The sequence below is a fragment of the Microbacterium sp. NPDC089987 genome, from assembly GCF_044748505.1.
Taxonomy (GTDB): Bacteria; Actinomycetota; Actinomycetes; order Actinomycetales; family Microbacteriaceae; genus Microbacterium.
This window is the reverse complement of the sequence record NZ_JBIVGE010000001.1, coordinates 1,025,599-1,038,017: the sequence shown is the minus strand read 5'-3', so window position 1 is coordinate 1,038,017 and position 12,419 is coordinate 1,025,599. Positions and strand designations below refer to the sequence as shown.

Sequence of the window (12,419 nt, the reverse complement as noted above, 5' to 3'; positions counted from 1 at the left end):
GAAGTTGGCCTCAGCACAGCAGGGTGTCGTCGACGAGCTCGATCTGCGCATACTCGCGGCGCTGATCGACGCTCCGCATGCTCCCATCAAGGATCTCGCGGTGGCGCTGGGCATCCCAGCATCCACCTGCGCCTTCCGGCTGCGCACCCTGCGCAGCCGCGGCGTGATAACGGGCCCACGACTCGAGATCGATCCGGCGAGCGTCGGCGCTCCGGTGCAGGCGATGATCCGCGTGCGGCTGGGCAGTCACAGCAGGGACGGCGTCGAGTCGCTGTTCGACGCTCTCGCCGCGACCAGCGGAGTTCTGCAGGTCTTCCATATCGCCGGAGCCGACGATTTCCTCGTGCACGTCGCGGTGGCCGACGCCGCAGCGCTGCGCGACATCGTGCTCGAGCGCATCACGGTGCACGACATCGTCAGGGCGACCGAGACGCAGCTGGTGTTCGAGTTGCGCGAGGGTGCGGGCGTCGTCCCCCGCCGATGAGACTCAGTGCTCGGCGGACATCTCGTCAGGACGGTCGGCGACGGGCTGTCCGGCGAAGCGCCGCGTGCTGAGCCACAGGACCACGCCCACGGCCAGCAGGATCGCGGCGAAGAGCCACACGACGGGTCGCTGCTGGCTGAGCAGCACGAGGCATGAGATCACTCCGAGCACGGGCACGAAGGTCCACACCCGGAAGTGCTCGTGCTGGACCTTGTCGCGACGCAGCACCAGCACCGACACGTTGGCGCTGATGAAGACCAGCAGAAGCAGGAGCACGACGGTCTCGGCGAGGGTCGCGAGGTCGCCGACGAGGGTCAGCAGCATGGCCACGACTGTCGTCGAGATGATCGCCACCCAGGGCGTCCGCCGGTTCGGCAGCACACGGCCGAGCGCGGAGGGCAGGAGCCCCTGCTCGGCCATGCCGAACGCGAGCCTGCTGGCCATGATCATCGTGAGCAGCGCGCCGTTGGCGACCGCGATGAGGGCGATGAGGCTGAACAGCCACGACGGCACGCTCACGCCGGTGGCCTCGACGACCGCGAGCAGCGGTCCGGTCGACTCCTGCAGCTCGTCGGTCGGCAGTGCGGCTGCGCTGGCCACGCCGACGAGCACGTAGACGACGCCGGCGGTGAGCAGCGCGCCGAACAGCGCGCGCGGGTACACCCGGCTGGGCTTCCTGACCTCTTCGATCACGTTCGCGGAGGTCTCGAACCCGACGAACGAGTAGTAGGCGACGATCGCGCCGCCCAGCACCGCACCGGCGACGCCGACCCCCTCGGGCAGCTCGGTCGCTCGGCCGAGGTCTCCCCCGCCCCCGCCGACGAACATCGCCACCACGACGATCACGATCACGAGCCCGCTGAGCTCGATGGCCGTCATCACCAGGTTGGTGCCCATCGATTCCCGGATGCCCCTCGCGTTGAGCAGTCCGACGAGCACGAGGAACACCATTGCCGCGGGGATCACGGGCACGTCGATGAAGGTGGCCAGGTAGTCGCCCGAGAAGGCGATGGCGAGACCGGCCGCGCTGACGACGCCGGCGGCGAGCATGCTGAACCCGACCAGGAACGACAGCAGGGGGCTGCGGAAGGCGCGCTCGGCGAAGACCGCTGCTCCCCCGGCCCGCGGATACTTCGTCACCAGCTCGGCGTAGGAGCCGGCGGTGAGCAGCGCGAGCAGCAGGGCGACGATCAGCGGCGCCCACAGCATGCCGCCCGCGCTCTCGGACAGCACGCCCATCAGGGCGTAGATCCCGGCGCCGAGAACGTCACCGAGGATGAACGCGAACAGCATCGGCCCGCTGATCGCTCGGCGCAGACGGGGTGGGTTCTCAGCGGTGTCCATGCTCACGAAGGTAGAGGCGGGCGTCGGCCCGCGCACATGCCTTGACACCGGGGCGATGGTGCCGGTAAAAAGCTCGCTCAGGCGGTCGTGCCGGCCTCACGACGCGGCAGCACCCAGTCCGCACGCGGGAAGTGGCAGGTGTACCCGTTGGGGTAGCGCACCAGGTAGTCCTGGTGCTCGGGCTCGGCCTCCCAGAACGGGGCTGCCTGCTCGATGGTGGTGACGGCCGGCGCGGGCCACAGGCCGGACGCGTCGACATCCGCGATGGTCTCGCGCGCGACGCGCTCCTGCTCGTCATCGAGCGGGAAGATCGCCGAGCGGTAGCTCGTGCCGATGTCGTTGCCCTGGCGGTTCAGAGTCGACGGGTCGTGGATCTGGAAGAAGAAGGCGAGGATGTCCCGGTACGTCGTCTGGGCCGGGTCGTAGACGATCTCGAGTGCCTCGGCGTGCCCGGGATGGTTGCGATAGGTCGGGTGATCGTTCTCGCCGCCGGTGTAGCCGACCCGCGTGGCGACGACGCCGGGCTGGCGGCGGACGAGGTCCTCCATGCCCCAGAAGCACCCGCCGGCGAGCACGGCCGTGTCCAGACCTGCGCGGCGGGTGATCTCTCCGGTGTCGCTGGTTCCGCTGGTCATTCTCGTCTCCTCGTGTCTCGTGACAGGGCTCGGGTGCCCCGTCTTCCATTCTGCCTCCGCTCCGCCGAAGGAGGGCCGGTCGCAGCCGCCGACCCGACGGGAATGCGGCGCGCGCGGTCTAAGTTGGTGCTCAGAGCCGCTTCCCGGCCGGTCATCGCATCCGAGGAGATGAGAAATGCGTCCCTATCTCGACAAATCCGCACCTGACGTCTGGAAGGCCGCCGGAGAGTACTCCCGGGCCGTGGCGAGCGAGGCCGAGCGCAGTGGTCTCTCGCTGCAGGAGAGCGAGTTCATCAAGGTGCGGGCGTCGCAGATCAACGCCTGCGCGTTCTGCCTCGATCTGCACACGCGCGAAGCTCGCGGCGCGGGCATCCCCCAGCAGAAGATCGACCTGCTTCCCGCGTGGCGGGAGACGACGCTCTTCACCGAGCGCGAGACCGCCGTGCTGGCCATCGCCGAGGCCGCGACGCGCATGCCCCTGACCGAGGAGTCGAAGGCGGACCTGGCCGGTGCGCGGGCCGTGCTGGGCGACGCCGCATTCGCCGCCGCGGAGTGGGTCGCGCTCACCATCAACATGTTCAACCGGATCTCGATCCTCAGCGAGCACCCGGTGCGCCCGCGCGGTGACGACGGCAAGGTGCTGTCATGACCGCCGAGCGCTTCGCCGTGACCGAGCTGCCGGACGAGTCGCGGTATGTGCTGATCGATCGCGGAGACGACGGTGCACAGTCGACGGAGATCGGCGAGGAGTCGTACGTCGACGTCGGCGATGAACGCGTGCTGTTCCACACCGCCGTCTCCGAGGAGTACAACGGGCAGGGGCTGGCCTCGAAGCTGCTCCGCGCCGTCGTCGATGATGTGATCGCCGCGGGGAAGAGCATCGTGCCGGTCTGCCCGTACGTCGTGGCCTGGCTTCCCAAGCATCCGGAGTACCAGCAGCACGTCGTCGAGCGCCGCGGCGAGCACGTCGCCGCGATCAAGGCTCGACAGGGCTGACCGCGAGGGAAGCCGGCGTCTCACCACCGTCGCATGGGCGGCGCTGGTGCTGACCGGTGGTCCGGTCGCTATGGATGGCACTTCGGATGCCCCGGGGTCAACCCCCTCCCTGTCGGGAGCCGCAGAGCGGACTCTGGGAGAGATCACGTGGGCGTGATCCGCTCCGCCCGCCCGACGTCAGGAGTCGAGATGAGCACATCCAATTCGGATCCTCGTGGCCATGAGCCCGCAGCGGTCTCGGCCGAGCGAGGACCCACACAGCGCGAAGAGGTGCTGGGACGCCAGCAGGAGCGGTTCGGAGGGTTCAAGTGGGGTTCGGCCTTCTTCGGCTGGCTCACTGCGACCGGCACGGCGGTTCTGCTGACGGCGCTGCTGAGCGCGGTCGGTGCCGGTCTCGGCCTCGGTGTCGCGGAAGGCGACGTCGAGGATGCTGCGGATAAGATCGGCGCGAATGCGCAGACAGTCACCATCGTCGGCGCGATCGCGCTGGCCGTCGTGCTGTTCGTCGCCTACTACTGCGGCGGCTATGTGGCCGGCCGGATGGCACGGTTCTCGGGGGTCAAGCAGGGACTGGCCGTGTGGATCTGGGCGATCGTCATCGCGATCGTTGTGGCCATCGTCGCCGCTGTGGCCGGTGCGCAGTTCAACGTCCTCGGTCAGCTGAACAGCTTCCCCCGGATCCCGATCGATGAGGGCGATCTGACGGTCACCGGCATCATCACCGCGATCGTCGTGGCTCTCGTCAGCCTGGGCGGCGCGATTCTCGGTGGCATCGGCGGCATGCGCTACCACCGCCGGGTGGACCGCACAGGACTCGGACGGTGAACCACCGGCGGCAGAGGCCCACCGCCTCTGCCGCCGCCTGACAGGAAGGCAAGCCCATGATCGAATCACACAGGATCAACAGTCTGTTCGACGCCGATGTCGTCGACACCGATGGGTCGAAGATCGGCACGGTGAAGCACGTGTACGTCGATCCGGACGGCGGTCAGCCGCTGTTCGTCGGCGTCACCACCGGCTGGTTCGGCAAGTCGGAGTCGTTCGTGCCGCTGCGTGACGCCGACTTCGATGGAGAGGCACTTCATGTCGAGCACGACAAGGACACGGTCAAGAACGCCCCTCGCATCGATGCCGACGGCATCCTGACCGACGAAGACATCGACCGCATTCAGCACTATTACGAGGGTGGGGACGCCGACGACTCGGACGACGACTCCAGAGTCGACGGCTCCGGCGTGGACGGGTCCCGCGTGGACAGCTCCGACGACGATGCGCGTCGGCGGGCGGACGACCGGGTCACGAGCCGAGAAGACCCTCTGACGGGCGATCCCATCGTGGTGCACGACCAGCGCCCTCCCCGCAAGCGGATCCGCATCCACAGGTACGTGATCGCGGATGAGCGGACAGCAGACCAGTCACGCGATGTCGGAGCTGATCAGCTGCGCCGCGACCAGGAGTGAGCGCCACGGCGCGGGCTGGTTCCGCACCCGCGTCGCCGATCAATCGAGGATGACCTCGCCGGTGTCGGCGTCGACGGTGACCTCCACCTCATCCGACCCCTGCATGAGGTCGAACTGGTACTCCCGGCGTCCGTCGTCCCACTCGAGCTTCCACCCGCGCAGCGGCCCGTCCACCTTCGCGGTGGCCAGATCGAGTGCCTCGTCGTAGCTCATCGGGTCCTCCAGGCTGACTTCCTTCTCCTGGTCATCCGTGGTGTCCTTCTTCTGCGAGACGATCTCGCCGCTGCTCGCATCGATCTCGATCTCGTGGTCGGTGGTGCCGTCGAGGATCTTCACCTCCCACTCCCAGGCCGCGTCGCGTTCGTCGTAGTCGAGTTCGATGCTGTGCATGAATCCGGCGCCGACGGCATCCATCGCGGTCTTCATCGCGTCTTCGGCGCTGATCGGAAGCTGCGTCTCTCGCAGGTCGGTGTCGGCTCCGGCGGCCGCGGTCGCCGATCCGCTCGGAGCAGCGGGCTCTCCGCTGCTCTGGGATGGGGCGCTGGCGGTCGAGCCGGACGGCGACGGCGTGGCACTCTCCGGGGTGCATCCGGCCATGCCGAGTGCGAGAGCGACGGCGCAGACACCGATGCCGGTGCGCGCGAGAGTCGTGCGGGTGCTGAGGTTCGGGGTTGGGCGGAACATCTGGTTCTCCTGTCGTCTGCCGTTCTTGTTCATGCGGTCACTGTCGGTGCCGGCTCAGAGTGAATGCTGCAGCAGATCGACGATCTCCTGCACGCCCTGATGCACCGACACGGCACCGGCGTCGGTGAGCACGCCGCCATCGGTGCCACCCGTCTCGACGCCGACGGCCACGACGCCCGCCTTCGCTGCGGCGATCATGTCCCAGCGCGCGTCTCCGATCGCCACACAGCGCTCAGCCGGCACGCCGGCACGCTCGATCGCGACGGCGAAGACATCCGGTTCGGGCTTGGCGGTCTCCACGTCCTCCGCGGTGGTGATCGCGTCGATCCACTGCTCGGCGTCGAGCACTTCGAGCTGACGGTCGACCTCCTCCTGAGGTGCGGAGGTCGCGAGCACCACCCGCGTGCCGCGCTCATGCAGGAGGCGCAGCAGCTCGCGCGCCCCCGGCAGAAGCGCGAGCTCCTCGGACAGGTCGCTGTAGTGCGCGGAGTGCCTCGAGGAGATCCGGTCGCGCTGCTCGTCATCGGCATGCGGAGCGATGCGATCCAGCAGCTTGGCGGAGTCGAGACCGATGGCCGCGTGGATGGATGCCGCTGGGGCGGCGGTGTTCGCATCGCGCAGCGCGCGCTGCCAGGCGATGACGTGCAGGTAGTTCGAATCGATGAGCGTGCCGTCGACATCGAGCAGATACGCCTCGGCTGTCAGCAGCGGGTTGCCGTGCTCGGACGCGGGCGCTGACGTCGGTGATGTGGCATTCATGTGCTTCTCCCCTGTGGTGTCTCTGAGGCGGCCGGAACCGGCCGCGGTGGCGCGAGGTGCGACTCAGGCGTCGTCGATGTCGGCGAGCAGGTCCTTCAGCGCCTTCTCGATCGACGTGTGGTCGTACTGACCGGCTCTGCTCTCGGCCGAGATCACCGCGCAGCGGTGCAGCCGACGGAAGTCGCCGTAAGGGAAGCTGTATCGGCCCTTCGTGCCCTCGGAGGCGCTGGTGTCCTCGCCCAGGTGCCACAGCGCGAACTGGTCCATGCCGTGCTTGTCGATGAATGCGTTCTCGTCAGCGGTGCTCGGCGCGTGCTCGCTCCAGTCGTCGCGCTCGTCGTGCACGACATCGCCCTTGCGCAGGAGTTCGCGGGCGTGCTCGAGAGCCTTCTTGTTCAGACGGGTGCTCATGCAGTCTTCTCCTCTCGCGTCGAGCCACCAGTGTGCGACGACGGCGCGAGCAGGCGAAGGGCCTGGCGACCGGAGGAGGCGGATGCTAGGAGGTGGCGCGCACGTCGGCCGGAGCGGCCCGCGAAGTCCTGCCCAGCCGCAGGTAGAGCACGATCACAGCGACGGCCGAAGCCGCGGCGAGGATCAGCGCAGCGATCTCGGAATCGACGAACGAACCCGTGAGCGAGAGCCACGCGGGGACAGCGGCCGTCGCAATGCCCTCCCCGAGCGCGACGGCACCCGTGAGGCGCGCCAGGTGATCCTTGCCCAGGCCGAGCAGCAGGAAGAACAGCAGCCAGAGCAGCGCCCAGAGCACCCAGATGACGGCGAAGACCCGGCCGCCGGCAGCCCAGGTCCTCTCGGCGAATCCGATCGCAGCCACGGCGACGAACAGCGAGAACCAGCCGAGACCCGTCGCCGGCAGATCCGCCAGAGCGTTGATGCCCACCCACAGATACGTGAAGCCGAAGAGGTACAGGCCGCTCGCGGCGAAGATCACCGCAGGGTCACCGTCCGCGGTCATGACCAGGAAGGTCGGTGTGATGACCTGCATGGCGCCGACGAAGAGGTTGAGCGGAGCAGCGGCTCGGGCGGTCATCGCGCCGAGCAGCATGATGCCGTTGATGATCAGCACGGCGCCGACGTAGAAGAGCCCGATGTCAGCCATCCGGTCGCTCCTTCGAGAAAGGCGGTGGCCGGCACTGTGCACACGGACCATCGCGGGTGGGAGGGCATCGGCCCGACGATGGCTTCGACATCCATCTCGTACGGCGCGACCGCGATGATCGTGCAGCCTGATCGGAGTGTAGTCGAAACCGCCTCACCGCTCTGAGACAGCCACGGCACATCCGATCCGATTCGGTGCCGCCTCCGAATCACTCAGCAAGCGGCCATCGGGCCGGTGCGAGGATCGGGGAGCAATGTCGAAACAGAATCGACGCGGGGCGTTCATCGTGTTCGCCGCAGTCGCAGGCGTGATCAGCGGTGTGGTGTTCCTTGCCGCTGCGGAGCTGTCGGCTCTGCTGGTGGCGCGGGATGCGAGCCCGCTGCTGGCGGTCGGCTCGTTCGTCATCGACATCGTTCCGCAGCCCCTCAAGGAGTTCGCCATCTCGACGTTCGGTGAGTTCGACAAGGTCGCGCTGCTGATCGGACTCGGTCTGGCCGTCGTGATCGCGTCGGCGGCGGCCGGAATCCTGCAGCTGCTGTGGCCGCCGGTCGGAATGATCGTGCTCGGCATCGCCGGGGCGGCATCGGTGGCCGCCACCACGACGCGCGCCGGTGTCACCCCCCTCGCGTTCCTTCCGTCGGTGATCGGCGCGATCGCCGGAATCGCGGCTCTCGTCTTCCTCAGCCGGCGGCTTCGCGCTTGGCAGCGTTCGGCCACCGAGCCCGCAGCCGATGGCGACTCCGGCGACAGCACCCATGGTGCCGGCAGCGCCGTGGCCGTCGACCGACGCCGGTTCTTCGCGCTCGCCGGCATCGCCGGCGCATCCGCGCTGATCGTCGGCGTCACTTCTCGCGTCGTCAGCGCGACGGCCTCATCCGTTGCGGCGATCCGCAAGGGGCTTCGCCTGCCCGCAGCTCGAACGTCGGTGACGATCCCGGACGGCGCCGAGCTCGACGTCCCCGGCATCTCCCCGCTGTTCACCCCCAACGCCGACTTCTACCGGGTGGACACAGCCCTCACCGTGCCGACCGTGGACCCCGCGAGCTGGCGGCTGGTGATCGACGGGATGGTCGACCAGCGGATCGAGCTCACCTTCGACGAGCTGGTGGAGATGGGACTGGACGAGTACGCAATCACGCTGACCTGCGTCTCCAACGTCGTCGGCGGCGACCTGGTGGGCAACGCGATGTGGCTCGGCGTGCCGATCCGGGATGTCCTGCGGCTGGCGTCCCCGCACGCCGACGCCGACATGGTGCTGTCCCGCAGCGTTGACGGCTACACCGCCAGCACTCCCCTGTCGGCGCTCACCGATGATGGGCTCGACGCGATCCTCGCCGTCGGCATGAACGGCCAGCCGCTCCCCCTCGAGCACGGATTCCCGGTCCGCATGGTGGTGCCTGGCCTGTACGGGTACGTGTCGGCCACGAAGTGGGTGACCGAGCTGAAGGTCACCACGTTCGAGAAGGACGAGGCATACTGGACGCCGCGCGGCTACAGCGCCGAGGCGCCCATCAAGTTCTCATCCCGCATCGACACCCCGAAGATCGGCAAGAGCGTCGCTGCCGGCCGTATCCCGATCGCGGGCGTGGCATGGGCGCAGACGGTGGGCATCGAAGCCGTGGAAGTGAGCATCGACAACGGCGACTGGCAGCGTGCGACCCTGTCCACTCCCATCAACACCGACACCTGGGTGCAGTGGTTCCTGGAATGGGACGCCGAACCCGGCAATCACTACGTCGCCGTGCGAGCGATCAACAAGAACGGCGAGATGCAGATCGAGGAAGCCGCCCCCATCGCACCAGATGGATCCGCGGGGTGGCAGCGCTCACTGATCGCCGTGAGCTGACCCACCGGGTTGAGAACCAGAAAACCCCCGCCTGAACGGGGGTTCTTCTCTGCTGGGGTACCTGGACTCGAACCAAGAACAACTGAACCAGAATCAGCCGTGTTGCCAATTACACCATACCCCAAGGGCGAAACCGGAGCCTCGCACCGAGAGTCAAGCTTACCCGAGCGGCGTGCAGATGGCGAATCGACACCGGATGCCCGGGCGTGGCGAAACCGCCAAGCTCACAGCTCCCCCATCCGCGCCGGCTTCGTCCACCGGAGGAACACCGTCGACCGAGTGATCCGTGCGAGATCCGCCAGCAGAGCACCGACCTTCGTGCCGATGCACAGGCTGAGGAACATCATGGGTGCCGATGCCAGTGCCTGCGCGTCGAAGCTCGCCAGCGACACGAGACCGATCGTGCCCGGCACGAGCAGCAGGAACGCCGGCTGGAACGATACCGTGGCCGGCACGGCGAGCGTCACCCGCTCGAGTACGCGAGCCGCGACGAACAGCACCGCCGCTGCCATTCCGGTCGCCACGACGCTGCCGACCAGCGGGCTGAACAGCGCGAGCACCGCGTAGGTGCCCGTCATCACCACGATGCAGACGACCGTCAGGCGGAAGCCGGATCCGAACGCGAGGCCGATGCCGATGGCGAGCACGACCACCGCGAACCATGCCGTCCACAGCGGCGGCAGCGCCTCCCACCCCGCGCTCTCGTTCGATAGGTGCACGGCCTCACCGACCAGCGCCGCCGACGCCGAGTCGACCCGGAGCCCCGTGAGGTAGGCACCCGAGTACAGTCCGGCGGCCATGAACGCGAGCATGATCAGCCCGTACATCAGCCGCGAAGCGCCGGTGACGATATCGGTCGAGGTCAGCTCCAGCAGAGCGTTGGTGATCAACGCGCCCGGCACCAGGATCGCCACCGGTGCGCACACGGCGAACAACGGCACAGGTCCGAGATCCCACGCGTTCGCCACCACGCCGACCAGCAGGGTCGACGCGAACGCCGACACGAACGGAGCGACCGCCGCTGCGGCCCGCACCCGCATCATCAGCATCATCAGTCCGCCGACGAGCAAGCCGACCACCAGCGCGACGATGGCCGCCCACCATGGGCAGCGGAACAGCACGGCCAGCGACACGGAGAGCAGACCACAGCCGATGACGCTCTGCAGACCGGGCATCCGGCGCGGGGTCGCGCGGATCGCCGCCATCCGCTCTGGCGCGGATGCCAATGGCACGGCGCCCATCTCCAGATCGCGCACCAGCCTGCTAGCGCGCGCCGACTGGCGGAAGGTCAGCGCCTCGCCCTTGCCGATCACCGTGGTCGTCGCCGACGCCGACCCTGGCCGGCTCACCATCACCATCTCCGGCAGGATCGCGAACTCGAGGGTCGTCCCGGGCGCCGCTCTGCGGCTCACCTGCTCGAGAGATCCGCGCACGTCGGTCACCGACGTGCCGCACTCGAGCAGCAGCACACCCAGATCGCCGAGGATGACATCCGTCTCGGCTGCCGGCATCACGGCATCCGGCGCCGGACAGCTCACGCCAGGAAGTCAGCGAGCATGCGCAGTCGCCGCAGCGACTCGTCCTTGCCCAGCAGCTCCATCGACTCGAACAGCGGCGGTGAGACGCGCCGGCCCGTCAGGGCGACGCGCGGCGGACCGTACGCGACACGCGGCTTGAGCCCGAGCTCGTCGACGAGCTTGGCCGAGAGCGCCGACTGGATGGCATCCGGGGTGAACTCCTCGATCGGCTCGAGAGCCACCGCACACGCCGCGAGCACCTCGGCGGCGTTCGCCGGCAGGCCCTTCAGCGCGTCGGCCTCGTACGAGACGTTGTCCGTGAAGAGGAAGCCGAGCATGCCGGCCGACTCGCCGAGCAGCTGCATGCGCTCCTGCACGAGCGGCGCCGCGCGGAACGCCAGCACGATCTGCTCGTGCGTCGGCTCGCCGCCGAACACGTCCGCGGCGGCCAGGTAGGGCAGCATCCGCTCCGCGAAGTCCTTCTCATCCAGCATCCGGATGTGGTCGCCGTTGATCGACTCGGCCTTCTTCTGGTCGAAGCGCGCCGGGTTCGGGTTGACGTCGGCGATGTCGAACGCGGCGATGAACTCGTCGAGCGAGAACACATCACGGTCCGCGGCGATCGACCAGCCCAGCAGCGCGAGGTAGTTCAGCAGGCCCTCGTGGATGAAGCCTCGCTCGCGGTGCAGGAACAGGTCGGCCTGCGGGTCGCGCTTGGACAGCTTCTTGTTTCCGGTCTCACCGAGCACGAGCGGCATGTGCGCGAAGCGCGGCACGAAGGTGGTGACGCCCGCCTGGATCAGCGCGTCATACAGCGCGAGCTGGCGTGCGGTCGACGGCATGAGGTCCTCGCCGCGAAGCACGTGCGTGATGCCCATCAGCGCGTCGTCGACCGGGTTCACGAAGGTGTACAGCGGCACACCGTTCGGGCGCACGACCACGAAGTCGGGGAAGGAGCCCGCCGGGAAGGTCACCTCGCCGCGGATCATGTCGACGTAGGTCAGGTCCTCATCCGGCACCCGCAGACGCAGCGCGGGCTGACGGCCCTCGGCGCGGAACGCGGCCTTCTGCTCGTCGGTGAGGTCGCGGTCGAAGTTGTCGTAGCCGAGCTGCTTCGCCCGGCCGTTCGCCTCGTTGCGGGCGTCGATCTCCTCCGCCGTCGAGTAGCTCTCGTACAGCGCACCGGTCGCCAGCAGCTTCTCGATCACACCGCGGTAGATGTCGTGCCGCTCGGACTGGCGGTACGGCGCGTGCGGGCCGCCGACCTCGACACCCTCGTCCCAGTCGATCTTCATCCAGGTAAGCGCGTCGACGAGCTGACGGAAGCTCTCCTCGCTGTCACGCGCGGCATCGGTGTCTTCGATGCGGAAGATCAGCTTGCCGCCGTTGTGGCGGGCGTACGCCCAGTTGTACAGCGCCGTGCGCACCATGCCGACGTGCGGCAGGCCGGTCGGCGAGGGGCAGAAGCGCACTCGGACGTCAGATCCGGTGGCGGTGGTGGTGAGGGGATGCACGGTAGCCATATCCCCTCGATTCTATCCGGGGCGGATGCCCTGACCCGGCCGGCTCGGCTGCGC

At 68.3% G+C, this 12,419-nt stretch carries 14 protein-coding genes and 1 tRNA gene; 6 read left to right on the top strand and 9 right to left on the bottom strand.

The genetic code is table 11. The features are described 5' to 3' along the window. The first annotated feature begins 4 nt into the window (after positions 1-4). Positions 5-484 carry an Lrp/AsnC family transcriptional regulator gene (locus ACIPV2_RS04815; protein ID WP_400838991.1) on the top strand — a complete coding sequence of 160 codons (480 nt, stop codon included), beginning with the start codon at positions 5-7 and terminating at the stop codon, positions 482-484. Between the two features lie 3 nt (positions 485-487). Here ACIPV2_RS04815 and ACIPV2_RS04810 read toward each other — a convergent pair whose 3' ends face one another. Both ACIPV2_RS04810 and msrA read right to left on the bottom strand, forming a co-directional pair. Continuing rightward, positions 488-1,828 (bottom strand): APC family permease, encoded by a 1,341-nt coding sequence (locus ACIPV2_RS04810; RefSeq protein WP_400838989.1) that lies wholly within the window; start codon positions 1,826-1,828, stop codon positions 488-490. Positions 1,829-1,905: 77 nt separating this feature from the next. Further along, positions 1,906-2,463 (bottom strand): peptide-methionine (S)-S-oxide reductase MsrA, encoded by a 558-nt coding sequence (gene msrA / locus ACIPV2_RS04805; RefSeq protein WP_400838987.1) that lies wholly within the window; start codon positions 2,461-2,463, stop codon positions 1,906-1,908. A 175-nt stretch (positions 2,464-2,638) separates the two neighbouring features. On the opposite strand from msrA, the gene ACIPV2_RS04800 reads away from it, so the two are divergent. From ACIPV2_RS04800 to ACIPV2_RS04785, 4 genes are all read left to right on the top strand, one after another. Then, positions 2,639-3,112 (top strand): carboxymuconolactone decarboxylase family protein, encoded by a 474-nt coding sequence (locus tag ACIPV2_RS04800; RefSeq protein WP_400838985.1) that lies wholly within the window; start codon positions 2,639-2,641, stop codon positions 3,110-3,112. After that, a complete protein-coding gene (locus ACIPV2_RS04795) occupies positions 3,109-3,459 on the top strand; it encodes a GNAT family N-acetyltransferase (protein WP_400838983.1) in 351 nt (116 codons plus the stop codon). Before ACIPV2_RS04800 ends, ACIPV2_RS04795 begins: the two co-directional genes overlap by 4 nt. Positions 3,460-3,648: 189 nt before the next feature. Beyond that, positions 3,649-4,284: a hypothetical protein gene (locus tag ACIPV2_RS04790; protein ID WP_400838981.1), complete on the top strand. Its 636-nt coding sequence runs from the start codon at positions 3,649-3,651 to the stop codon at positions 4,282-4,284. 56 nt (positions 4,285-4,340) lie between these two features. Further along, a complete protein-coding gene (locus ACIPV2_RS04785; RefSeq protein ID WP_400838979.1) occupies positions 4,341-4,919 on the top strand; it encodes a PRC-barrel domain-containing protein in 579 nt (192 codons plus the stop codon). A gap of 39 nt (positions 4,920-4,958) precedes the next feature. Here the strand turns inward: ACIPV2_RS04785 and ACIPV2_RS04780 are convergent, their stop codons facing one another. The 4 genes from ACIPV2_RS04780 to ACIPV2_RS04765 all read right to left on the bottom strand — a co-directional run bounded on the left by ACIPV2_RS04780 (position 4,959) and on the right by ACIPV2_RS04765 (position 7,479). Beyond that, positions 4,959-5,636 (bottom strand): PepSY domain-containing protein, encoded by a 678-nt coding sequence (locus ACIPV2_RS04780; protein WP_400838977.1) that lies wholly within the window; start codon positions 5,634-5,636, stop codon positions 4,959-4,961. A gap of 21 nt (positions 5,637-5,657) precedes the next feature. After that, a complete protein-coding gene (locus ACIPV2_RS04775) occupies positions 5,658-6,362 on the bottom strand; it encodes an HAD family hydrolase (protein WP_400838975.1) in 705 nt (234 codons plus the stop codon). A 63-nt stretch (positions 6,363-6,425) separates the two neighbouring features. Continuing rightward, positions 6,426-6,773 (bottom strand): hypothetical protein, encoded by a 348-nt coding sequence (locus ACIPV2_RS04770; RefSeq protein ID WP_400838973.1) that lies wholly within the window; start codon positions 6,771-6,773, stop codon positions 6,426-6,428. An 85-nt stretch (positions 6,774-6,858) separates the two neighbouring features. Beyond that, the gene (locus tag ACIPV2_RS04765; protein WP_400838971.1) at positions 6,859-7,479 is read right to left on the bottom strand and encodes an AmiS/UreI family transporter; all 621 of its coding nucleotides are present in this window, start codon (positions 7,477-7,479) and stop codon (positions 6,859-6,861) included. A 253-nt stretch (positions 7,480-7,732) separates the two neighbouring features. Between ACIPV2_RS04765 and ACIPV2_RS04760 the strand changes: the two genes are divergently transcribed. Further along, positions 7,733-9,325, top strand: coding sequence for a molybdopterin-dependent oxidoreductase (locus ACIPV2_RS04760; RefSeq protein ID WP_400838969.1), 1,593 nt, complete (start codon positions 7,733-7,735; stop codon positions 9,323-9,325). A 52-nt stretch (positions 9,326-9,377) separates the two neighbouring features. On the opposite strand, the gene ACIPV2_RS04755 is transcribed toward ACIPV2_RS04760, so the two are convergent. The 3 genes from ACIPV2_RS04755 to gltX form a co-directional block, all read right to left on the bottom strand. Continuing rightward, positions 9,378-9,449 (bottom strand) — tRNA-Gln (locus ACIPV2_RS04755). A gap of 100 nt (positions 9,450-9,549) precedes the next feature. After that, positions 9,550-10,863: a threonine/serine exporter family protein gene (locus ACIPV2_RS04750; protein WP_400838967.1), complete on the bottom strand. Its 1,314-nt coding sequence runs from the start codon at positions 10,861-10,863 to the stop codon at positions 9,550-9,552. Continuing rightward, a complete protein-coding gene (gltX, locus tag ACIPV2_RS04745; RefSeq protein WP_400838965.1) occupies positions 10,860-12,365 on the bottom strand; it encodes a glutamate--tRNA ligase in 1,506 nt (501 codons plus the stop codon). Before gltX ends, ACIPV2_RS04750 begins: the two co-directional genes overlap by 4 nt. Positions 12,366-12,419 lie beyond the last annotated feature (54 nt).

Excerpts from the sequence above, each read along its gene's own strand:
- ACIPV2_RS04810 (WP_400838989.1), bottom strand. The coding sequence starts at position 1,828 with ATGGACACCGCTGAGAACCCACCCCGTCTGCGCCGAGCGATCAGCGGG.
- msrA (WP_400838987.1), bottom strand. The coding sequence starts at position 2,463 with ATGACCAGCGGAACCAGCGACACCGGAGAGATCACCCGCCGCGCAGGT.
- ACIPV2_RS04800 (WP_400838985.1), top strand. The coding sequence starts at position 2,639 with ATGCGTCCCTATCTCGACAAATCCGCACCTGACGTCTGGAAGGCCGCC.
- ACIPV2_RS04795 (WP_400838983.1), top strand. The coding sequence starts at position 3,109 with ATGACCGCCGAGCGCTTCGCCGTGACCGAGCTGCCGGACGAGTCGCGG.
- ACIPV2_RS04790 (WP_400838981.1), top strand. The coding sequence starts at position 3,649 with ATGAGCACATCCAATTCGGATCCTCGTGGCCATGAGCCCGCAGCGGTC.
- ACIPV2_RS04785 (WP_400838979.1), top strand. The coding sequence starts at position 4,341 with ATGATCGAATCACACAGGATCAACAGTCTGTTCGACGCCGATGTCGTC.
- ACIPV2_RS04780 (WP_400838977.1), bottom strand. The coding sequence starts at position 5,636 with ATGAACAAGAACGGCAGACGACAGGAGAACCAGATGTTCCGCCCAACC.
- ACIPV2_RS04775 (WP_400838975.1), bottom strand. The coding sequence starts at position 6,362 with ATGAATGCCACATCACCGACGTCAGCGCCCGCGTCCGAGCACGGCAAC.
- ACIPV2_RS04770 (WP_400838973.1), bottom strand. The coding sequence starts at position 6,773 with ATGAGCACCCGTCTGAACAAGAAGGCTCTCGAGCACGCCCGCGAACTC.
- ACIPV2_RS04765 (WP_400838971.1), bottom strand. The coding sequence starts at position 7,479 with ATGGCTGACATCGGGCTCTTCTACGTCGGCGCCGTGCTGATCATCAAC.
- ACIPV2_RS04760 (WP_400838969.1), top strand. The coding sequence starts at position 7,733 with ATGTCGAAACAGAATCGACGCGGGGCGTTCATCGTGTTCGCCGCAGTC.
- gltX (WP_400838965.1), bottom strand. The coding sequence starts at position 12,365 with ATGGCTACCGTGCATCCCCTCACCACCACCGCCACCGGATCTGACGTC.